We start from the raw sequence: 21,144 nt of genomic DNA, 5'->3' as shown, positions 1-21,144 counted from the left end.
AGGGGTGTTAACTCCTGCCGCTTAGATCGGTTCCGGCCTGCAATCGTAACGTGTGAGAGTGCTCCGATGCGACCCTCCGTCACCGCGACCCTGGCCGGTCTGTTCGGCCTGATGACCGCGATCACGGTCGCGCAGGGGGGCTTCACCCTGTTCAACCTCGACCGCATCGGCGAGAGCGTGCGCGGCGTGACCCAGGACGCGCTGCCCTCGGTCGACGGCATCCACACGATCAACACCCTGGTGATCCGCTCGCGGCTGTGGCAGTTCCGCTACCTCATGGCCGACGACGCCGCCGAGCGCGAGCGCAGCGCGACGCAATGGGCGGCGCTGGTCAAGGAGATCGACGCGGCCCAGGCGCGCTACCGGCCGCTGATCCATCCCGGCGCGGAGCGCGAGGCGTTCGAGGAGTTCGAGCGCCGCTGGGCCGCCATGAACGCCGGTTGGGAGACGCTGCGCAAGATCGATCCCGCCCGCGGCGAGGAGATCCGCGCGCTGTTCCGCGGCCCGATGAACGCCGAGTACCTCGCGGTCAGCGCCGCCCTCCAGAAGGGCGTCGAGATCAACCGTGCCGCCGGCGCGGGGGCGAGCGACGCCGTGGCCCTGGTGCAGTCCGAGACGCGCCGGGCGACCTGGATCGGCCTCGCCCTGGCGGTGCTGGCGGCGGCGGCGGCCTCGGCCTACGCCTTCCTGGGCGTCGCGCGCCCGATCCGCCGCATGACCGCGGCGATGCGGCGCCTCGCCGGGGGCGATGCCGGCCTCGTCATCCCGAGCCTCGCGCGCCGCGACGAGATCGGCGCGATGGCGGGCGCCGTCGAGGTCTTCCGCAGCAACCTCCTGCGCAGCCGGGCGCTCGAGGAGGAGACGGCGCTCGCCCGGGCCGGCGCCGAGGCCCAGCGCCGGGCGACGACGCGCGAGATGGCCGACGGGTTCGAGCGGGCGGTCGGCGGCATCGTCGCCCGGGTGGTCGCCTCGGCCTCCGAGCTTCAGGCCACCGCCCGCGGCATGACCGCGACGGCGAACGACGCCGCCGGCCAGTCCACCGCCGTCGCGGCGGCGGCCGAGCAGGCGAGCTGCAACGTCACCATGGTGGCGAGCGCCGCCGAGCAGCTCGGCGCCTCGGTGCAGGAGATCGGCCGTCAGGTCGACGGCTCGGCGAGCCTCGCCGGCGTCGCGGTCGAGGAGGCGGGCCGGACCGAGACCCTGACCAACGACCTGCGCGACGCCGCCGGCCAGATCGGCGAGGTGGTGGCGATGATCTCGGCCATCGCCGGGCAGACCAACCTGCTGGCGCTGAACGCGACGATCGAGGCGGCCCGCGCCGGCGAGGCCGGCCGGGGCTTCGCGGTGGTCGCCGCCGAGGTCAAGGCGCTCGCCGACCAGACGACGCGGGCGACTCAGGACATCACCGTCCAGATCGGCCGCATCCGCGGCTCGACCGACGAGGCGGTGTCGGCGATCGCCGGGATCACCGGCCGCATCCGCGAGATCAACGCCGTGGCGACCTCGATCGCCGCGGCGGTCGAGGAGCAGGGCGCCGCCACCGGCGAGATCGTGCGCAACGTCGGCGAGGCGGCGCAGGGCACCGGCGCGGTGACGCAGACCATCGCCGGCCTCGCCGGCACCGCCCGCGAGGCCGGGGCGGCCGCGAGTCAGGTCCTGGCGGCGGCCGATGCGCTGACCGATCAGGCTGGCCATCTCGGTACCGAGGTCGACCGCTTCCTCGCCACGGTGCGGGCGGCGTAGGGCCACCCCGATCGGCGAGCGGGCGGTCCCCGCTCCCCTCACCCCGCCGTGCCCGGGTTGAGCGGCGCCTGATAGGCCAGCCCCATGTCCCACGGGAAGTAGATCCAGGTGTCCTGGCTCACCTCGGTGACGAAGGTGTCGATCAGGGGCCGCCCGGCCGGCTTGGCGTAGACGGTGGCGAAATGCGCGTTCGGCAGCATCTCGCGCACCACCTGGGCGGTCTTGCCGGTGTCGGTGAGGTCGTCGAGGACCAGCACGCCGCGGCCGGTGCCGTCGCCGAGGGCGCGGATGCCCGGCGCCACATCCTTCAGCACCGTGAGCGCGCCCTGGGCGTCGTAGTCGTGGTAGCTCGCGATGCAGACCGTCTCGATCAGGCGGATGCCGAGCTCGCGCGCCACGATCGCCGCCGGCACCAGCCCGCCGCGGGTGATGCAAACGATGGCCTCGAACGGCCCGGCCGAGGCGAGGCGCCAGGCGAGCGCCCGGGCGTCGCGGTGGAACTGGTCCCAGGAGACCGGAAAGGCTTTCTCGGCCGGTGCGCTCATCGCGAAGACGATCCTCAGGTGCGGGCGGATTGCAGGCGGGCGACGAGGTCCGCGACCGCGGCGCGGGCCTGCGCCAGGGTCTCGGGATCGCGGCCGCGCACGACGATCTGGTTGCGGAAGCCGGCCGGGGTCATCGACGGGTAGGACCCGATCGACACGCCCGGATGGCTCTTGGCGACCTCGGCCAGCTCGCCGGCATAGAGCCCCTCGGGGAGGTTGCCGGCCTCGATCGTCTCGGCCGCCACCCGGGCGCCGGTGGTGAGCCGCGGCGCGACGTTGTCGAGCATCGCCTGCATGATCGACGGCACGCCCGCCATCACGATCACGTTGCCGAGCATGAAGCCCGGCGCCTTCGAGATCGGGTTCTCGATCAGCTCGGCCCCGTCCGGGATGCGGGCCATGCGCAGGCGCGCCTCGTTGAGGTCGGCCTCCGCGATCCGCTCCAGCAGCATCGCCCGCGCCCGCGGATCGACCGCGATCCCGACGCCGAACGCCTTGGCGACGCAGTCGGCGGTGATGTCGTCGTGGGTCGGGCCGATGCCGCCGGTGGTGAACAGGTAGGTGTAGCGGGCGCGCAGGGCGTTCAGCGCCGCGACGATCTCCTCCTCGACGTCCGGCACGACCCGGACCTCGCGCAGCTCGATGCCGGAATTGGTCAGGTACTCGGCGATGTAGCCGATGTTCTTGTCCTTGGTCCGGCCCGACAGGATCTCGTCGCCGATGACGAGGATCGCGGCCGTGACGGGGGAGGGGCTGGCATCGCTCATCGGGTCTCGCCTCCGCGGCCCCCGCCTGCGCCGCGTCCTGCGGGCGCGCCGATCGCGAGCCGGCTGACGGGCATCTATCGCCCGCACCGCTCCGGCTCAAGCGTGACCTGACCCGTGCGCGCTGCTATGGCGGCGCATGTCCGTGTCGCCCGCCCCATGCGTTTCGCCGCACCCCTGACCGAGGCGCGGCTGCTGCGCCGCTACAAGCGCTTCCTCGCCGACGTCCGGCTCGCCGACGGGTCCGTCGTCACCGCGCATTGCGCCAATCCGGGGGCGATGCTCGGGCTCGCCGCCGAGGGCAGCCGGGTCCTGCTCTCGGCCTCCACCAACCCGGCCCGCAAGCTGGCGTGGTCGTGGGAACTGGTCGAGGCCGACCTGCCCGGCGGGCCGCAATGGGTCGGGATCAACACCGCGCGCCCCAACCACCTCGTCGCCGAGGCGTTTCGCGACGGCCGGCTGGCGCCGCTCGCCGGCGCGACCTCGCTGCGGCCGGAGGTCGCCTACGGCCGGGCGAGCCGGGTCGACTTCCTCGCCGACGGGCCGGCCGGCCCGTGCCACGTCGAGGTGAAGAACTGCCACCTGATGCGCCGCGCGGGCCTCGCCGAGTTTCCCGACTGCAAGGCCGCCCGCAGCGCCCGCCACATGGACGAGCTCGCCGAGGTCGTGCGGAGCGGCGGCCGGTCGCTCCTCGTCGTGGTGGTGCAGATGCGCGCCGCCGCCTTCGACGTCGCCGGCGACCTCGACCCGGCCTTCGCCGCCGCCTTCCGCCGCGCCCGCGCCGCCGGGGTCGAGACCCGCGCCTATGCCTGCCGGGTCAGGCCCGAGGAGGTCACGATCGCCGAGGAGATCCCGATCGTGACGGGGCCGTGAGGCCGGGACCTCACTCCACCCCCATCATCAGCCCGGCGAGCAGGCGGGTGCGCGGCAGCAGGCTCGCCACGTCGACGTGCTCTTCCAGGGTGTGGTAGCCGCGGCCGATCACCCCGAGGCCGTCGAGGGTCGGGATGCCGAGTGCCCCGGTGAAGTTGCCGTCCGAGCCGCCGCCGGCGCTGCGGTGGGGCAGCGGGATGCCGAGATCGGCTGCGATCCGGCCGGCGAGGTCGTAGAGCGCCATCGTGCCGGCATCCGGCTCCCAGACCGGGCGGGTGACGCCGCGGGTCACCGTGAAGCGCACGTCGTCCTCGGTGCCGGAGAGCGCCAGCATCCGGGCGACGCCGCGGTCGAGGTCGTCCTGGCGCTTGGCCATGCTCAGCGCCTGCCCCCGGCAGGTGGTCGCGACGCAGTTCACCCATTGCCCGCCCTGGACGATGCCGACGCTGAAGGTGCAGTCCTCGCCGGACATCCCGTCGATCTCCAGCACCTTGCGGGCCATCGCGCGGATCGCCGAGCGGCCGGCGCCCGGCGTCGAGCCGGCATGGCTCGGGCGGCCCACCGCCTCCAGGTCGAAGCGCGCGATGGCGTAGCGGCCGGTGACGACGCCGCCGTCCTGGTGGCCGGGCTCGGGCACCAGCACGACGCGGTGGCGCTTCGCCTCGGCCTCGATCAGGTCGCGGGTCGCCGGGCTGCCGATCTCCTCGTCGGAGGTGAATAGCACCGTCACCGGCAAGGGCGTCGTCAGCCCGGCGCGGATCAGCGCCCGGATCGCCTCGAGGGCGATCAGGTTGCCGCCCTTCATGTCGACGATGCCGGGGCCGTACACGACCCCGCCGTCGCGCCGCCACGGCAGCGCCGCTAGCGTCCCGACCGGATGCACCGTGTCCATGTGGCCGAGGATCAGGATGCCGGGTTCGTCGCGGCGCGGATGCGGGAACCGCGCCCGTACGCAGCCGCCGAGACCCATCCGCCCGGGGATGATCTCGACCGCGGCGCCGGCCACTGCGAGGTCGCGGGCGGCGAGCGCCATCATCCGGTCGACCGCGGCGGCGTCGTGGGTGGGGCTCTCGCACTCGATCCACGGGCGCAGGGAAGCCAGGATGTCCTCGACGTCGAGGGCGAGACCGGACGGGTTCATGCCGGACGGGTTCATGCCGGACGGGGTCATGGTGCCTCCGCGAAGGGATCGGCGACGCGGGGCCAGTAGCGCCCGTCGCGCCTGGTGTAGGGGATGCCGGCATAATCCGGCGGCGTGGCTCCGGGGGCCGAGACGTAGCGCACCTCGCTCGCGATCGGCGCGAAGGCGGCGTAGAAATGCTGCATCGACTTCACCACCACGATCCGCTTGTCGTCGAGGCGGCAGCCGAGGCCGGTGAAGGCGTCGGGGTCGAAGGGCTGCTGGCGGGCGGTGGTGAGGACGAGGTGGATCCCGTCCGCCTCGACCCAGGCGCTCGGCCCGAGCTGCGCCCGGCCGCCGCTGAGGCCGCCCTGGCTGTGGTCGTCGGCGAGGCCGCGCACGGTGACCCGCAGGTCGACCGGATCGCCCGAGGTGATCCCGGCCTTGCCGCCGACCCGCAGGTCGAAGGTCGCGCCGATCCCGGCCTCGCGGCAGCTCATCACCGCGCCGGGATCCCAGAACATCCCGATCGCCGCGCCCGTCACCCGGCGCTCGACGAGGCGGCGCAGGATCGCGGTGTTGTCGGAGGGCGAGCCGGCGCCGGAATTGTCGGCGATGTCGGCGAGCACCATCGGGCGCGGGTCGGTCGACGCGAGGGCGGCGTCAATCGCCCCGTCGATGGTGTCGTGGCGGGTCTGCGCCTCCTCGCGCATCGCCCAGACCTCCTCGCCGAGCCGGGTCGCGAGCGCCTGCGCCTTGGCGGGGTCGCCGTCGGCCACCACCAGCATCCGGGCGCCGACATCCGGCACGTCGCCCCACGGGAAGCCGTGGCCGAACGACACCGACAGGATGCCGTCCTTGCCTTCGAGCGCCTCCATCCGGCGCACGAAGCCGGAGACCGGCTCGCGCGAGGTGCGCCACATGCTGACCATCCGGCAGTCGTGATACGCCATCACCGGCCGGATCCGTTTCTCGGCCGCGCCGATCACCAGCGGGTAGAGGTCGCGGGCGCGCTCGGCGATGTCGGTGTGGGGATACTCCTTGTAGATCACCATGACGGTCGCGGCCTCCCGCATCGTCTCGGTGAGGTGGCAGTGCAGGTCGAGTTCGACCCCGACCGGCACGTCGGGGCCGACGAGCGCGCGGACCCGGGCCAGGGTATCGCCCTCACAATCGTCATAGCCGTCCGCGACCATCGCCCCGTGCATGAACAGCAGCACCGCGTCGACCGGCAGAGCCGCTTCGAGGTCGGCGAGCAGGGTGTCGCGCAACTCCTCGTAGACCGCCCGCACGGTGATCCCGCCGGGTTGGGCGAAGGTGGTGAGGCTCTCGACCACCGTGTGCCCGTCGGCCTCGGCGAGGCGGCGCCACTCGCGGGTGCCGAGATTGCTCAGGGAGGGCGGCTGGCGGCTGCCGTCGCGGCGGGCGTAGTCGGCCAGGAAGGCCGGGCGCCCGGTCGGCAGCGGCGCGAAGGTGTTGGTCTCGGTGGCGAGGCCGGCGAGGAAGAGCTTCACACGGGTCTCCGGGATGGGGTCTGCGCCGCGCCGGGCAAGACGTGGGCCGTCGCAGCCGCGTTCGCGTCAGGGCTGCTCGGCGGCCAGCCGCTTGCGCTGCACCTTGCCGTTCGGCGTGCGCGGCAGCGCGTCGAGGAACACCACCGTCTTCGGGCACTTGTAGGCGGCGAGCCGGTCGGCGCACCACGCCAGCAGGTCGTCGGGGTCGGGCGCGCGGCCGGGCTTCGGCACCACGTAGGCGGCGATGACCCGCACGTCCTCGCGCACCGCCCGCTCGGCCACCGCCACCTCCTGCACGTCGGGATGGCCGATCAGCGCGCCCTCGACCTCGTTCGGCGAGACCCGGTAGCCGAAGGCGTTCATCACGTCGTCGTTGCGGCCGTGGAACCAGACGTAGCCGTCGGCATCGAGCTCGGCGAGGTCGCCGCCGGTGAACCACTCGCCGCGCATCACCGCCGCCTCCTCGTCGGGGCGGTTCCAGTACCCGAGCATCAGGCCTGGGTCCGAGCGGTGGATCGCGAGCAGCCCGGTCTCGCCCGGCGCCAGCGGCTCCGGCTCGCCCTCGACCGGCAGGATCGCGACCCGGCGCCCGGTCTGCGGCCGGCCCGGCGATCCCGGCTTCACCGGCACGCGCGGGCTCGACGAGATGTAGGTCGAGATCTCGCTCATCCCGAGCGCCTCGTAGAGCGGGGTACCGGTCGCCGCCCGCCACTCGGCCAGGAGCTGCGGGGAGAGCGCCTCGCCGGCGGTGATGCCGTGGCGCAGGGACGAGAGGTCGTGGGCGGCGAGGTCGGAATACTTGAGGATCTGGCGGTAGAGGCTCGGCACCGCGGCGAACAGGGTGGCGCGGTGGCGCGCGATCAGGGCCGGCCAGACGGCCGGGTCGCGCCGGCCGTTATAGAGCACCGTGGTGGCGCCGCGCGCCCACGGGTCCTGCATGCCGACGCCGAGGGTGTAGGTCCAGTTCATGGTGCCGGCATGCAGCACCACGTCGTCCTCGCGCAGGCCGAGCCAGTCGTCGTGCATCGGCCGCCGGCCCCAGACCGTGCGGTGGGCGTGCAGCACGCCCTTCGGCCGGCTCGTCGTGCCCGAGGTGTAGACGAGGTAGGCCGGATCGTCGGCGGCGGTGTCGGCGTAGCGCTCCAGTGGCGGACCCGCCTTGAGGCGGGCGATGTCGGCCGGGCGCAGCACCAGCCGGCAGCGGCACGCCTCGGGGTCGAGGGCGCACTCGTCGGCGGCCACCACCGCGGCGGCGCCGGCATCCTGCAGCAGGAACGCGGCCTCCCCGGCGGTGAGCTGCGGCGAGGACGGTTGGGCGACGAGCCCGGCGGCGAGGGCGGCGAAGTACACGACGGCGTAGTCGGCGTCGTTGCCCATGCGGATCATCACCCGGTCGCCGGGCGTCAGGCCGGCGGCGAGCAGCCCGGCCGCGACGCCGCGCACCGCCCGGTCGAGGTCGGCGAAGGTCAGCACCTCGCTGCGCGCGCCGTCCCCGACGAGGATCAGGGCCGGCTTGGTCCCGCGCTCGCGGGCGTTGGCCTCCAGGCAGTGGCGGGCGGCGTTGAAGCGCGGTGGCGGCCGGCGCGGATCGGGCGGGCTGGCGTCCGGTGTGGCGTGCACGGGCGAGGCTCCGGGACCTTGTCTCGTTGGGCGCAGCAGGGCCGCCCCCGATGCTTAGGCGCGGGGAGGGGAGGTGGGAAGAGGCAAACGCTCGGCCCCGGGATACCGCCGACCACCCCAAGCCGGTTCCCGGTCAGATCGGCGCCGGTCTAAACAGGTCAATCGAGGGCTGATGGCCGAAATATCGGCAGGGTGCCTGCATCGGCGGCAATGATCGAACAGTGAAGCCGGAATTGCTCCGGCCCGATTCGCGAATCGTTTACGCACGGTGACGTAGAACCCGTCATCCTCGTTGCCAACCCCGGAACATGTCCCATGCTGTCGAGCCTGAAGGTCCGTCTGCCCGCCACGACCGTCGGGCTCGCACTGGTCAGTGCCGCCGCGATGGGGGGTTTGAGCTGGCACGCGGCCCGGGCCGGTCTCGTCGAGGCCGCGCAGGAACGTCTGGTCTTCGCCGCGACCGCGCGCCAGAGCGGCCTCGAACTGACCGCCGCCCGCCTGCGCGACGACCTCGCCCAGGTCGCCGCTAACCCGCAGGTCGCCAGCAACTTCCCCGACCTGATCGAGAACCTCGACCCGCAGCGGCCGGACTACGCCGCGATCGTGAAGGCGTTCACCGGGCCGGCCACCGTCGCCGAGCGGGTGGCGGCCGACGGCGCCGCGACCAACTCGATGTATGCCCGCCGCCACACCCGGGTGCAGGAGGTGGCGCGCCGGCTGATCGAGCTGCCCGGCCGCGCCGACCTGCTGTTCCTCGATGAGGGCGGCCGGGTCGTCTACACCACGACCAAGGACGCCGACTTCGCCAAGTCGGTGACGGAGGCGCCGCTGCAGGGCAGCGGCCTCGCCCGCCTCGTCGAGCGCCTCAAGGCGGCGGACGGCGACGCGGTGCTGTTCGAGGACTTTTCTCCCTACGGGGTCGGCGCCGGGCCCTCGGCCTTCCTCGGCCGGGCGATGACCCGGCGCGCCAACGTGGCGATGGGCACCGGGCAGGCGGCCCCCCGGATGGGCTTCATCGTGATGCGGCTCACCCCGGCGGCCTTCGACGCCACCCTGTCGGGCCGCGAGGGTCTGGGTGTGACCGGGCAGGTGCTGGCGCTCGGCGGCGACGGGCTCCTGCGCAGCACCCCGCCGCTCGGCGGCGGCGGCGCCGGCACGGCGGCGGCCGCCCGCGGGGTGCCGGCGGGCCCGGTCGCGGAGGGGCGGCCGTTCTCCTACGACGGCGCGGACGGCCCCCGGATGGCCGCGACCGCGCCGGTCTCGGTGCTGGGCGCGCACTGGACCCTGCTGGCCGAGCAGGCCCAGGAGGAGGCGCTGCACGCCGTCGACGCCCTCGGGCGGCTGCTGCTGCTGTCGGGGCTCGCGGTGATCGCCGTGACCGCGCTTGCCGGCCTCGGACTCGCCCGGTCGATCGTCCGGCCGCTCGGGGCGCTGACCCGGGCGCTCCAGGCGCTCGCCGCGCGGCAGTCCCTCGCCGAGGTCCCGGGCCGGCACCGCCGCGACGAGATCGGCGACATCGCCCGCGCGGTGGTGACGATCCGCGACATCTCGATCGAGGAGGCGGCGCAGCGGCTCGACGCCGAGGCGGCCGACCGGGCCCGGCGCGAGGCCGAGCGCGGCGCCCTGATGGCCGGCCTCGCCGACGACTTCGAGCGCTCGGTCGGCGGCATCGTCGCGGCGGTGTCCGGCGCGGCCGCCGGCCTGACCGGCGCCGCCGACGCGATGGGCACGACGGTCGCCGATACCGCCCGGCGCTCGTCGAGCGTCGCCGCGACCGCCGAGCAGACCGCCGGCAACGTCACCGCGGTCGCGGCGGCAGCGGAGGAACTCGGCGTCACCGTCGAGGAGATCGGCCGTCAGGTCGAGCAGGCGGCCGGGATGGCGCGGGCCTCGGCCGAGGAGGCCGAGCGCAGCGCCGCCACCGTCCAGGCGCTCTCGGCGGCCGCCGCCCGCATCGGCGACGTCATCGGGATGGTGTCGCAGATCGCCGGGCAGACCAACCTGCTGGCGCTGAACGCGACGATCGAGGCGGCCCGCGCCGGCGAGGCCGGCCGGGGCTTCGCGGTGGTGGCCGCCGAGGTCAAGGAACTCGCCAACCAGACCGCCAGGGCCACCGCCGAGATCGGCGAGCAGGTCGGCGCGATCCAGGGCACGACCGGGGAGGCCGCCGCGGCGATCAACGGCATCGTCGAGCGGATCCGCGGCATGAGCGCGGTCACCGCCGGGATCGCGGCGGCGGTCGAGGAGCAGGGCGTGACGACCCGCGAGATCGTGCGCAACATGGGGCAGGCCTCCGCCGGCACCGCGGCGATGACCACCGACATCGCCGGGGTCGCGGGCGCAGCCGAGGAGGCCGGCACCGCCGCCGGGCAGGTCCTCGGGGCCTCGGAGGGCCTGTCGCGGCAGGCCGAGGCCCTACGCCGCGAGGTGGCGCAGTTCCTCGCCACGGTGCGGGCCGCCTGAACGGACGCGCTGACGTCCGGGCGCGCTGGACGCCCGGACGCGAGATCGGAAGGGTCATACGGTTTCTTGCATCGCTCATGCGCCGCGCGGGCTGATGATGCGGAACCCGGAAATCATCTTCCGGATTCCGTGTCAGTTGCACACCGGCTTCGCGGTTCCTTGCCGATGAAACGAGGGCGGCGTCTTCGTGATCCCATGTCTGTCACGATGAGCGCGGGCCTTCTCCTCTCCCCGCGGGCGGGGAGAGGGCTTCATCGACCTTGCTGTCGATGAAGCGAGCGTAGGCGAAGCCGGAGCGAAGGTGAGGGGGTGGTACCGGAAGAGGCTTCTCCGGCCTCGCCCCCTCACCCTCGGCTGTCGCCTCGCTCCGGTGACGACAAGGTCACCGGAGCCCTCTCCCCGCGAGCGGGGCGAGGAGAACGCGCACCAGCCACTGTGCCCCTTCCTCTATATCCAGCTCAGGCCTCGCCTGAAAATTCGCTTGTGAATACAGACAGATACAACCAGTTTCCATTTAGTTGCCCACCGGCTTCGCGGTCCTTTGCGGATGAAACGGGGGCGCGGTTTTTCTGTCCCTTTTGCAGCCATCGAAGTCGGTTTTCTTCCTGGCGCGGGATCCCCTCTCCCGAGTGGGAGAGGGGCTGGGGGTGAGGGTGGCTCGCGATCCGCAAGGACCCTGAACCGTCGAGCTGCGCTGCCCGACAGTTGGGGCATTTTCGGAACCGTCTCCACCCTCACCCCTACCCCTCTCCCACTCGGGAGAGGGGCTCCCGCGATCCAAAAATATACCGTAAAATCAACAGTTTGGAGCCAGTTTTCATTTAGACCGTTGCCCTCCGACGGCCCCCGGTGGTCGAGTGCCCGTCGCCCACGCGACGGGCGTCGGGCAGGGCACGCCTCGCCCCCGCCCGGCATGGTGAATCAAGTCCTGCCGTTAACGATTTCTTTACCATATCGCTTCACCATGTTCTTCCAACAGGAAGACCGCCGTCCGCCGCGGCGCCGGGTCTTCCGGGAGTCACATGGGTCGGGTCGGATGAACCAGCACGCCGTCAAGACGGAGGCTCACGCGCAGGATCGGGGTCTGCCGGTCCTCGGTGCCGAGGCTCAGCGCCATCTCGGCGTCACCCTGCGGTCGGTCTACGAGCGGACCAGCGACGGGGAGCCGATTCCGTTCGATCAGGTCGAACTGCTGCTGCGCCTGCGGCGCCGCGAGCGCGAGTTGCAACGCGCCCGCTGACACGAACCCGGTCACCGCGCGGCGGCGACCGTTTCACGGACGATGGGCCGGGACGCTCAGGCCCCTTCGCCCATCGCCGATTGCATCATCCGGTCGGAGGCGAGGTCGTCGTCCGAGTAGCCGAGCATCTCGGCCAGCCGGTTGCGGGCGCGGTTGACGCGGCTCTTGATGGTGCCGATGGCGACGCCGCAGATCCGCGCCACCTCCTCGTAGGACAGACCCTCGGCCCCGACGAGGATCAGCGCCTCGCGCTGGTCCGGCGGCAGCTTCGCGAGGCCGGCGCGCAGGTCCTGCACGTCGAGGCGGTGGCCCTGGTCGGGGGCGGTGAACAGGCGGGCGGCGTAGGACCCGTCCTCGTCCTGGACCTCGCGCATGCGCTTGCGCTGCTCGGAATAGAACGCGTTGCGCAGGATGGTGAACAGCCAGGCGTTGAGGTTGGTGCCGGGCTGGAACCGGTGCTGGTTCTGCCAGGCGCGCAGGATCGTGTCCTGGACCAGGTCGTCGGCCCGCGCGGCGTTGTTGGTGAGCGAGAGCGCGAAGGCGCGGAGCGAGGGGAGGGCGGCCAGCATCCCCTGGCGGAACTCCGGCTCGACGACGCGGCCCTGCTCGGCGAGCGCCGCTTCGAGCTTCTCGATGAGATCCTTGAACACGGCCGGGACGCCGGCCTCGACGGCGTAGGCGTCGCGGAGCTGGAGGCCGAGATGCCGCTGGATCGAGGCCGTCAGGGACGGCCTGAGATCGTCGGATCCGGCATCGGCGGAGGTATTCGATAGCATGCGGCCTCTCGCAGAACAGATAAACGATCGGACGGGACAGTGATATCCCGCCCGACCAACGCGGGTTGCGTCGAGCACGACCGGGAACATGGAGCGCGGGCCGTCGCCGTCGAGGCGCGGCATCGCCGCACTCCGTCAGGCCTTCACTCGCCCTTGAGCGCGTCCTTGACGCCGCCGGCGGCGTTCTGGACCTTGCCGCCCGCCTTCTGAGCCTTGCCCTCGGCCTCGAGCTTGGCGTCGCCCGTCACCTTGCCGGCGACTTCCTTGGCGAGCCCCTTGGCCTGCTCGGCCGCGCCCTCGATCCGGTCCTTGTCGATCGCCATCGCGTCCTCCTCGCGGCGCGGCCGGATGGACCGCGCGGTGCCCGGGCAACGGCGGGCCATGGTCAAGGTTCCCCCGCGGGCTCCTCCGTCCACAGCCGCCTCGTGGGAAATCCGATCGGTTGCCTCGCCGTGGGGATTTCGGCCACGCTCAAGCGCCGCGCGGTATCACCACTTCCGGCTCCCGGGCCGGCTCTGGACCTCCGCCGCCCGGATCCGGGTCATCACCCGGTCGAGATCGCGCAGCAGGGCCCGCTCGTCGTCCTGCGCCGCCCGCGTCGCGCCCTCGTCCGTGAGGTAGAGGCGCTGCTGGCGCGCCAGCGCGAGGCGTCGCTCCAGCGTCTCGCGCTCGGCGTGCAGGGCGAGCAGCGCCTCGCGGCGCGCGTCGCCCTCCGCCCTCGAAACCTCCGCCGCGTCCATCGTCATCCCGTTCCGTCGCGCCGTCGCAGCGGGCGCGACCGGTCAACGCGCGATCCCCGGAAGAAGTCGCATCGAACCGGACTCGACCCGGCCGGGTTCTGCCGGTGTCATGCAAACGTCACGCGCGTGTCATACGGGCGGCGGCGTTCAGGGGATACGCCCCCTCGCAGCGACGTCCGGGCCGGAACGGTGTCCGGGGATGCGCGCGCAAGACCGCCACACGACAAGACCGCCACACACACCGTGGAGAGCCCCGTGAAGCCCTTCTCCTACGCGATCGCCGCCGGCCTCGCAGCCGCCCAGATCGCGACCTCGGCCTTCGCCGCCGACATCACCGGCGCCGGCGCCACCTTCCCGTTCCCGGTCTACTCGAAGTGGGCCGAGGCCTACCGCAAGGAGACCGGCACCGGCCTCAACTACCAGTCGATCGGCTCGGGCGGCGGCATCAAGCAGATCCAGGCCAAGACGGTCGATTTCGGCGCCACCGACGCCCCGCTGAAGGGCGCCGCCCTCGACAAGGACGGCCTCGTCCAGTTCCCGACCGTCATGGGCGGCGTGGTGCCGGTGGCGAACGTCGCCGGCGTCAAGACCGGCGAGGTCAAGCTGACCGGCGAGGTCCTGGCCGAGATCTACCAGGGCAAGATCCGCAAGTGGTCGGACCCCAAGATCGCCAAGCTCAACGAGGGCGTGAAGCTTCCCGACGCCGCGATCACCCCGGTCTACCGCTCGGACGCGTCGGGCACCACCAACATCTTCACCACCTATCTGTCCGAGGTGTCGTCGGGCTGGAAGTCCGAGTTCGGCGCCTCGACCACGGTGAGCTGGCCGGCCGGCCAGGGCGGCAAGGGCAACGAGGGCGTCACCGCCGTCGTCAAGCAGGTCCCGAACGCGATCGGCTACGTCGAGTACGCCTACGCCAAGCAGAACAACCTGCCGGTGGTGCTGATCCAGAACAAGGACGGCCAGTACCCGATGCCGGGCGACGAGGCGTTCCAGGCCGCCGCCGCCAACGCCAACTGGAAGTCGGAGCCGGGCTTCGGCATCTCGCTGACCAACCAGGCCGGCGCCAAGGCGTGGCCGATCACCGCCGCGACCTTCATCCTGGTCCACAAGAACTCCGCCGATGCCGCCCGCAGCGGCGAGGTGCTGAAGTTCTTCAACTGGGCCTACCAGAACGGCGACAAGCTCGCGAGCGACCTCGACTACGTGCCGCTGCCCGAGGCGGTGGTGACCCAGGTCAAGGACGAATGGAAGAAGGTCGTCGGCAAGGACGGCAAGCCGGTCCTCGGCATGTGATCCGGGGCCGGGGCGAACGCCCCGGCTCCCGGCCGGCGGGCCCGTACCTCGCGGGTCCGCCGGCGCCGCAGCGCTCCTCCCGGTGTCGCGGGTCGATGCCGCGCGACCGCTTCCCCTGCGGCCCGCCAGACCCTAGACACGCCGCCCAGCGAAAAGAGACACCCGGATGGTCGCGTTGACTGAGAACGTCGCTCTCGCCACGAGTCCCGCGGCCACCCGGCGGGCCCCGAGCCGCCTCGGGGACCGCATCTTCCGCGCCGCGGCCCTCGGCAGCGCGCTGCTGGTCCTCGTCGTGCTCGCCGGCATCCTGGCGGCGATCGCCTATGGCGGCTGGCCGGCCTTCCAGACCTTCGGGCCGGGCTTCCTCACCTCCAGCGCCTGGAACGTCGGGCGCGAGGAATACGGCGCCCTGGTGGCGATCATCGGCACCCTGGTCTCGGCGGTGCTGGCGCTGGTGATCGGCGTGCCGATCTCCCTCGGCATCGCGATCTACCTCACCCAGCTCTGCCCGGGCTGGGCGCGCCGGCCGGTGGCGATGACGATCGAGCTGCTCGCTGCGGTGCCCAGCATCATCTACGGCATGTGGGGCCTGTTCGTCTTCGCGCCGCTCTTCGCCCGCTTCGTGCAGGTGCCGGTCTCGAACCTCGTCGAGGGGATGCCGATCGTCGGCACCCTGCTCTACGCCCAGGTGCCCTCGGGCGTCGGCGTGCTCACCGCCGGCATCATCCTGGCGATCATGATCGTGCCGTTCGTCGCGTCGATCACCCGCGACATGCTCGACCAGATCCCGACCGTGCTGCGCGAGAGCGCCTACGGCATCGGCTGCACCACCTGGGAGGTCGTGCGCCACGTCCTGGTGCCGCAGGCCTCGGTGTCGATCATCGGCGCGATCATGCTGGGCCTGGGCCGGGCCCTCGGCGAGACGATGGCGGTCACCTTCGTGATCGGCAACGCCAACCGCCTGTCGGCCTCGATCTTCGATCCCGGCTCGACCATCGCGTCGCGCATCGCCAACGAGTTCAACGAGGCCGACGGCATGCAGCTCAACGCCCTGATGGCGCTCGGCTGCATCCTGTTCGTCATCACCTTCATCGTCCTCATCGTCGCCCGGCTGCTGGTGCGCCGCGCGAAGGTGGCCTGAGCGAGCCGAGACGGAGACCCGCCGATGACCGCCTCGTCCACTCCCGCCACCGTCCCGGCGATGCAGGCCTGGGGCCGCGTCCGCTCCGGGCGCCGCTCCGCCGACCGGGCGCTCAAGGTGCTGGCCACCGCCGCCACCGTGCTCGGCGCGGTGGTGCTCGGCTCGATCCTGCTGATGCTCATCGTCGAGGGCGTCCGCGGGCTGACCCCGGCTCTGTTCACCGAGCCGACCCCCGGCCCGGGCTCCGAGGGCGGCGGCATCGCCAACGCGATCCTCGGCAGCCTCGTGATGACGGCGATCGGCATCGTCATCGCGACGCCGGTCGGCGTGATGGCCGGCACCTACCTCGCCGAGTACGGCCGCACCTCGAAGCTCGCCGCGCTGATCCGCTTCCTCAACGACATCCTGCTGTCGGCGCCCTCGATCCTGATCGGCCTGTTCGTCTACACCCTGATGGTGCGGCCGATGGGCAGCTACTCGGGCTGGGCCGGCGGCGTCGCGCTCGCCATCATCGCCACCCCGGTCATCGTGCGCACTACCGAGGACATGCTGCGCCTCGTCCCCGGCGCCCTGCGGGAGGCCGGCGCGGCGCTCGGCGCGCCCGCCTCGGTGGTGATCCGCCAGGTCACCTGGCGGGCGGCGCAGACCGGCATGGTCACCGGGGTGCTGCTGGCGCTGGCCCGCATCGCCGGCGAGACCGCGCCGCTGCTGTTCACCGCGCTCAACAACAATTCCTGGTTCAGCCCGAACCTCATGGGCGGCGTCCCGAACCTGCCGGTGATGATCTACCAGTTCGCGCTCTCGCCCTACGACAACTGGCGCCAGCTCGCCTGGGCCGGGGCGCTGCTCATCACCGCGGCCATCCTCGCCCTGTCGATCGTCGCCCGCGTCGTCCTGCGCGGCGGCAAGTCCCGCTGAGTAGGAAGTCCCGCTGAGGACAGAAGTCCCGCTGAGCAGGAAGTCCCGCTGAGCGACGAATGCCCCTGATCCGACCCAGACCTCTGCCGGAGCCCACCCGATGAGCGCCACCGCCACCGTCGCGCCGACCCCCGGCGCGAGCCGCGCCGACGAGACCGCCCCGGTCCGCATCGCGGTCAAGAACCTCAACTTCTTCTACGACAACGGCTTCCAAGGCCTGAAGAACATCAACCTGAACTTCCACGACCGGCAGGTGACGGCGCTGATCGGCCCGTCGGGCTGCGGCAAGTCCACCCTGCTGCGCACCTTCAACCGGATCTACAGCGTCTATCCGGGGCAGCGCGCCGAGGGCGAGATCCTGCTCGACGGTCGCAACATCCTCGACCCGTCGATCGACCTCAACGAGCTGCGCGCCCGGGTCGGCATGGTGTTCCAGAAGCCGACGCCGTTCCCGATGTCGATCTACGACAACGTGGCGTTCGGCATCCGGCTCTACGAGCGCCTCGGCAAGGCCGACCTCGACGCCCGCGTCGAGGAGGCCCTGCGCAAGTCGGCCCTGTGGGACGAGGTGAAGGACAAGCTCAGGCAGTCCGGCATGGGCCTGTCCGGCGGCCAGCAGCAGCGCCTGTGCATCGCCCGCACGGTGGCGCAGCGCCCGGAGGTGATCCTGTTCGACGAGCCGACCTCGGCCCTCGACCCGATCTCGACCGGCCGCATCGAGGAGCTGATCGAGCAGTTGCGCAGCGAGTTCACGATCGCGATCGTGACCCACAACATGCAGCAGGCGGCCCGCATCTCGCAGTTCACCGCCTTCATGTATCTCGGCGAGTTGATCGAGTTCGGGCAGACGACCCGGATGTTCATGAACCCGGCCAAGCAGCAGACCCAGGACTACATCACCGGCCGGTTCGGTTAGAGCACGCCCCGCCCCATCCTTCGCGGCGGAGCCGGAAGGCACCGCCGCCGGAGCCAGGAACGCCATGTCGAACCACATCGTGACGTCCTACGACACCGACCTGCAGAATCTGCGGCGCTCGATCGCCGAGATGGGCGGGATCGCCGAGAAGATGATGGACGAGGCGGCCACCGCCCTGGTGCGGCGCGATTCCGCCCTGGCCCAGGCCGTGATCGCCGCCGACCAGCGCCTCGACGCGCTCCAGCGCGAGATCGAGGAGCGGTCGATCCTGCTGATCGCCCGGCGCCAGCCGATGGCGATCGACCTGCGCGAGACGATCTCGGCGATTCGCGTGTCGGGCGACCTCGAGCGCATCGGCGACCTCGCCAAGAACATCGCCAAGCGCGCCGTCGCGATCAGCGATCAGGTCCAGCCGCAGAAGATCGTCGTCGGCGTCCAGCACATGAGCGAGCTGGTCCAGGAGCAGCTCAAGGACGTGCTCGACGCCTACGCCACCCAGAACGTCGTCGCTGCCCACGACGTGTGGGAGCGGGACGGCAGCATCGACGCGCTTTACACCTCGCTGTTTCGCGAGCTCCTGACCTACATGATGGAGGATCCGCGCAACATCTCGTTCTGCACGCACCTGCTGTTCTGCGCCAAGAACGTCGAGCGGATCGGCGACCACACCACCAACATCGCCGAGACGATCCACTACCTCGCCACCGGCGAGACCCTGCCGACCGACCGGCCCAAGAACGACCGGTCGAGCCAGACCACCGTCGAGCCGCCGGCGCCGCAGAACCCGGCCGCCTGAGCCCGACGGGCCCGATCCGAGCGACATCCGGCCCCGCCCCGGGGCCGGCCGTGGATGACCCGATGAGCACCCACATCCTGATCGTCGAGGACGAGGACGCCCTCACCCTCCTGCTGCGCTACAACCTGGAGGCGGAGGGCTTCACCGTCGACGCGGTCGCCCGCGGCGACGAGGCCGAACTGCGCCTGCGCGAGAGCGTGCCCGACCTCGTTCTGCTCGACTGGATGCTGCCGGGCCTGTCGGGGATCGAGCTGTGCCGCCGCATCCGGGCGCGCCGCGAGACCGAGCGCCTGCCGGTCATCATGCTGACCGCCCGCGGCGAGGAGGGCGACCGGGTGCGGGGGCTCGCCACCGGCGCCGACGACTACGTCGTCAAGCCGTTCTCGGTACCCGAGCTGCTGGCCCGGGTGCGCTCGCTGCTGCGGCGGACCAAGCCCGCCCACGTCGCCGAGCTGCTGATCGCCGGCGACATCGAACTCGACCGGGCGAGCCACCGGGTCCGCCGGGAGGGGCAGGAGCTCCATCTCGGCCCGACCGAGTTCAAGCTGCTCGAATACCTCATGCGCAGTCCCGGCCGGGTCTTCTCCCGCGAGCAGCTCCTCGACGGGGTGTGGGGCCACGACGTCTACATCGACGAGCGCACCGTCGACGTCCATGTCGGCCGCCTGCGCAAGGCCCTCAACCGGCCGAGCCAGACCGATCCGATCCGCACCGTGCGCGGATCGGGCTATTCGTTCGACGAGACGTTCTCGGACGCCCGCTGAGCGGTCAGCGGCCCCGCGCCGCGATCACGTCGGCCCAGGTCACGGCGCGGCGGGCCATGCCGATATGCTGGCGCTCGAACATCCGGCCCTCGATCTGGATCGCGCCGCGCCTGGCGTTCTCCGGCCGCTCGAACGCCTCGATCACCTTGCGGGCGATCGACACCTCGGCCTCGGTCGGGGCGAAGCAGGTATTGGCCGGCTCGACCTGATTCGGGTGGATCAGGGTCTTGCCGTCGAAGCCCAGCACCCGGGCCTGCCGGCACTCCTCGCGAAAGCCCTCGACGTCGGAGAAGTCGTTGAACACGCCGTCGAGGATCGTCAGGCCCTCGGCGCGGGCGGCGGCGAGGGCGGTCATCAGCCACGGCATCATCGGGGCGCGGCCCGGGACGATCTGGGTCCAGGTGTCCTTGGCGAGGTCGTTGGTGCCGAGGACGAAACAGGTCAGGCGGGTCGCCGCGTTGCGCCGCGCCGCCGCGATCGCCGCGATGTTGAGGATCGCCGCCGGGGTCTCGATCATCGCCCAGACCTTGATGCCGGGCGGCGCGTCGAGGGCCTCGAGCCGGTCGGCGATGTTCTCCAGGACGGCCGGCGACGACACCTTCGGCATCAGGATCGCGTCGGGCCCGGCCTCGATCGCCGCCTTGAGGTCGGCCTCGCCGTAGGGGGTCTGCGGGGCGTTGACCCGGATGATGAGCTCGCGGTCGCCGTAGCCGCCGGACCGGACCGCGGCGCAGACCTGCTCGCGGGCGGTCTCCTTGGCGTCGGGCGCCACCGCGTCCTCGAGGTCGAGGATCAGGGCGTCGGCGGGCAGCGACTTCGCCTTGTCGAGGGCGCGCTGGTTCGAGCCGGGCATGTAGAGCACGCTGCGGCGCAGGCGGAGATCCGTCATCGGTGGCGTCCGGTTCGTGGGTCGGGAGGACAGCCCGCTTCTAGTCCCACGACTGCCGCCGCGGCAACGCGGCCCCCGCCGCATCGGACGATGTGACTATTCGGCGGCGATGCGCCGGGGCGCGAGGTCGAGGGATTCGGCCGCGACCCGGCCGACGGCCGCGTGCAGCCGCGCGCTCAGCCCGTCGAAGGCCGGCTTCGGCGTCAGGCTGCGCTCGTCCATGTAGAGGCCGCGGTTGATCTCGATCTGGAGCGTGTGGCGGCCGAGGCTCGGCTCGCCGTAATGCTCGGTGACGAAGCCGCCGGCATAGGGCCGGTTGCGCACCACCCGGAACCCCTCGGCCCGCAGGGCGCCCTCGACGCAATCGGTGAGTTCCGGGGCGCAGGAGGTGCCGAAGCGGTCGCCGAGCACGATGTCGGTGCGCGCGCCCTCCTCGCGGCCGAGGCTGGTCGAGGGCATCGAGTGGCAGTCGATCAGCACCGCGTGGCCGAAGGCCCGGGCGGTGCGGGCGACGAGGCCGCGCAGCACCGCGTGATAGGGCTTGTACAGCCCCTCGATCCGCGCCACCGCCTCCTCGACCGGCAGGCGGCCGCGATAGATCTCCTGCCCGTCGGCGACCACCCGCGGCACGGTGCCGAGCCCGCCGGCGACCCGCATCGAGCGGATGTTGGCGAAGGGCGGCAGGCGGCCGTCGAACATCCGCGGGTCGAGCTCGTAGGGCTCGCGGTTGACGTCGAGATAGGCGCGCGGGAAGCAGGCCCGCATCAGCGGCGCGCCGAGCCCGACGACGGGGGCGAACAGGCGGTCGACGAAAGCGTCCTCCGACCGGCGCAGGGTCACGGCGTCGAGGCGCGAGGCGGCGACGAAGGAGGGCGGGTAGACCGCGCCGGAATGCCCAGTGTTGAACACGTAGGGCAGGGCGTGCCGCTCCGGCTCGTCGACCACGAAGGGCGGATCGAACAGCGACGAGGGCGAGGTCTCGCTCATCCGGCCATCCGGGCTGCGGCCGTGGAGCGGGAACGGGGG

General features: G+C 72.2%; 20 protein-coding genes. 10 read left to right on the top strand and 10 right to left on the bottom strand.

Translation table 11 applies throughout. The features are described from left to right. Positions 1-66 precede the first annotated feature (66 nt). The gene (locus tag EOE48_RS23230) at positions 67-1,743 is read left to right on the top strand and encodes a methyl-accepting chemotaxis protein (RefSeq protein WP_127733263.1); all 1,677 of its coding nucleotides are present in this window, start codon (positions 67-69) and stop codon (positions 1,741-1,743) included. A gap of 38 nt (positions 1,744-1,781) precedes the next feature. Here EOE48_RS23230 and gpt read toward each other — a convergent pair whose 3' ends face one another. After that, a complete protein-coding gene (gene gpt, locus EOE48_RS23225; protein WP_127733262.1) occupies positions 1,782-2,288 on the bottom strand; it encodes a xanthine phosphoribosyltransferase in 507 nt (168 codons plus the stop codon). Between the two features lie 14 nt (positions 2,289-2,302). Beyond that, the gene (locus EOE48_RS23220) at positions 2,303-3,055 is read right to left on the bottom strand and encodes a competence/damage-inducible protein A (RefSeq protein WP_127733261.1); all 753 of its coding nucleotides are present in this window, start codon (positions 3,053-3,055) and stop codon (positions 2,303-2,305) included. A gap of 156 nt (positions 3,056-3,211) precedes the next feature. Here EOE48_RS23220 and sfsA point away from each other — a divergent pair, with 156 nt between their 5' ends. After that, the gene (gene sfsA / locus EOE48_RS23215; protein ID WP_127733260.1) at positions 3,212-3,925 is read left to right on the top strand and encodes a DNA/RNA nuclease SfsA; all 714 of its coding nucleotides are present in this window, start codon (positions 3,212-3,214) and stop codon (positions 3,923-3,925) included. Positions 3,926-3,935: 10 nt separating this feature from the next. Here the strand turns inward: sfsA and EOE48_RS23210 are convergent, their stop codons facing one another. The 3 genes from EOE48_RS23210 to EOE48_RS23200 form a co-directional block, all read right to left on the bottom strand. Further along, positions 3,936-5,066 (bottom strand): M20/M25/M40 family metallo-hydrolase, encoded by a 1,131-nt coding sequence (locus tag EOE48_RS23210; RefSeq protein WP_127733273.1) that lies wholly within the window; start codon positions 5,064-5,066, stop codon positions 3,936-3,938. A gap of 26 nt (positions 5,067-5,092) precedes the next feature. Continuing rightward, entirely contained in the window at positions 5,093-6,559 is a 1,467-nt protein-coding gene (locus tag EOE48_RS23205) for a M81 family metallopeptidase (protein ID WP_127733259.1), read from the bottom strand. Between the two features lie 66 nt (positions 6,560-6,625). Beyond that, complete coding sequence (locus tag EOE48_RS23200; protein WP_127733258.1) at positions 6,626-8,179, bottom strand: class I adenylate-forming enzyme family protein; 1,554 nt, start codon at positions 8,177-8,179, stop codon at positions 6,626-6,628. A gap of 315 nt (positions 8,180-8,494) precedes the next feature. On the opposite strand from EOE48_RS23200, the gene EOE48_RS23195 reads away from it, so the two are divergent. Continuing rightward, on the top strand, positions 8,495-10,642 hold the full coding sequence (locus tag EOE48_RS23195; RefSeq protein WP_127733257.1) for a methyl-accepting chemotaxis protein: 2,148 nt from the start codon (positions 8,495-8,497) through the stop codon (positions 10,640-10,642). Between the two features lie 1,036 nt (positions 10,643-11,678). Then, on the top strand, positions 11,679-11,882 hold the full coding sequence (locus EOE48_RS23190; RefSeq protein WP_127733256.1) for a hypothetical protein: 204 nt from the start codon (positions 11,679-11,681) through the stop codon (positions 11,880-11,882). Positions 11,883-11,938: 56 nt separating this feature from the next. Here the strand turns inward: EOE48_RS23190 and EOE48_RS23185 are convergent, their stop codons facing one another. The 3 genes from EOE48_RS23185 to EOE48_RS23175 form a co-directional block, all read right to left on the bottom strand. Further along, the gene (locus EOE48_RS23185; RefSeq protein ID WP_127733255.1) at positions 11,939-12,658 is read right to left on the bottom strand and encodes a sigma-70 family RNA polymerase sigma factor; all 720 of its coding nucleotides are present in this window, start codon (positions 12,656-12,658) and stop codon (positions 11,939-11,941) included. 143 nt (positions 12,659-12,801) lie between these two features. Continuing rightward, entirely contained in the window at positions 12,802-12,975 is a 174-nt protein-coding gene (locus EOE48_RS23180) for a CsbD family protein (protein ID WP_127733272.1), read from the bottom strand. Positions 12,976-13,146: 171 nt separating this feature from the next. Then, positions 13,147-13,404 (bottom strand): hypothetical protein, encoded by a 258-nt coding sequence (locus EOE48_RS23175; protein WP_246154737.1) that lies wholly within the window; start codon positions 13,402-13,404, stop codon positions 13,147-13,149. Positions 13,405-13,653: 249 nt separating this feature from the next. Between EOE48_RS23175 and pstS the strand changes: the two genes are divergently transcribed. The 6 genes from pstS to phoB all read left to right on the top strand — a co-directional run bounded on the left by pstS (position 13,654) and on the right by phoB (position 19,229). After that, positions 13,654-14,694, top strand: coding sequence for a phosphate ABC transporter substrate-binding protein PstS (gene pstS / locus EOE48_RS23170; protein ID WP_127733254.1), 1,041 nt, complete (start codon positions 13,654-13,656; stop codon positions 14,692-14,694). Positions 14,695-14,860: 166 nt separating this feature from the next. Continuing rightward, positions 14,861-15,835 carry a phosphate ABC transporter permease subunit PstC gene (gene pstC, locus EOE48_RS23165; protein WP_127733253.1) on the top strand — a complete coding sequence of 325 codons (975 nt, stop codon included), beginning with the start codon at positions 14,861-14,863 and terminating at the stop codon, positions 15,833-15,835. 24 nt (positions 15,836-15,859) lie between these two features. Continuing rightward, positions 15,860-16,753, top strand: a complete 894-nt coding sequence (pstA, locus tag EOE48_RS23160; protein ID WP_127733252.1) for a phosphate ABC transporter permease PstA — start codon at positions 15,860-15,862, stop codon at positions 16,751-16,753. Positions 16,754-16,853: 100 nt separating this feature from the next. Then, on the top strand, positions 16,854-17,669 hold the full coding sequence (pstB, locus tag EOE48_RS23155; protein ID WP_127733251.1) for a phosphate ABC transporter ATP-binding protein PstB: 816 nt from the start codon (positions 16,854-16,856) through the stop codon (positions 17,667-17,669). A 64-nt stretch (positions 17,670-17,733) separates the two neighbouring features. Further along, entirely contained in the window at positions 17,734-18,465 is a 732-nt protein-coding gene (gene phoU / locus EOE48_RS23150; RefSeq protein WP_127733250.1) for a phosphate signaling complex protein PhoU, read from the top strand. 62 nt (positions 18,466-18,527) lie between these two features. Beyond that, entirely contained in the window at positions 18,528-19,229 is a 702-nt protein-coding gene (gene phoB / locus EOE48_RS23145; RefSeq protein WP_127733249.1) for a phosphate regulon transcriptional regulator PhoB, read from the top strand. Positions 19,230-19,233: 4 nt separating this feature from the next. Here the strand turns inward: phoB and EOE48_RS23140 are convergent, their stop codons facing one another. Next, positions 19,234-20,118 carry an HpcH/HpaI aldolase/citrate lyase family protein gene (locus EOE48_RS23140; protein ID WP_127733248.1) on the bottom strand — a complete coding sequence of 295 codons (885 nt, stop codon included), beginning with the start codon at positions 20,116-20,118 and terminating at the stop codon, positions 19,234-19,236. 96 nt (positions 20,119-20,214) lie between these two features. Next, the gene (locus EOE48_RS23135; RefSeq protein WP_127733247.1) at positions 20,215-21,105 is read right to left on the bottom strand and encodes an N-formylglutamate amidohydrolase; all 891 of its coding nucleotides are present in this window, start codon (positions 21,103-21,105) and stop codon (positions 20,215-20,217) included. Positions 21,106-21,144 lie beyond the last annotated feature (39 nt).

It is taken from the genome of Methylobacterium oryzihabitans, assembly GCF_004004555.2.
Lineage (GTDB): Bacteria > Pseudomonadota > Alphaproteobacteria > Rhizobiales > Beijerinckiaceae > Methylobacterium > Methylobacterium oryzihabitans.
Note: the sequence above shows the minus strand (reverse complement) of the source record. Positions and strands in the feature narration are given on the sequence as shown.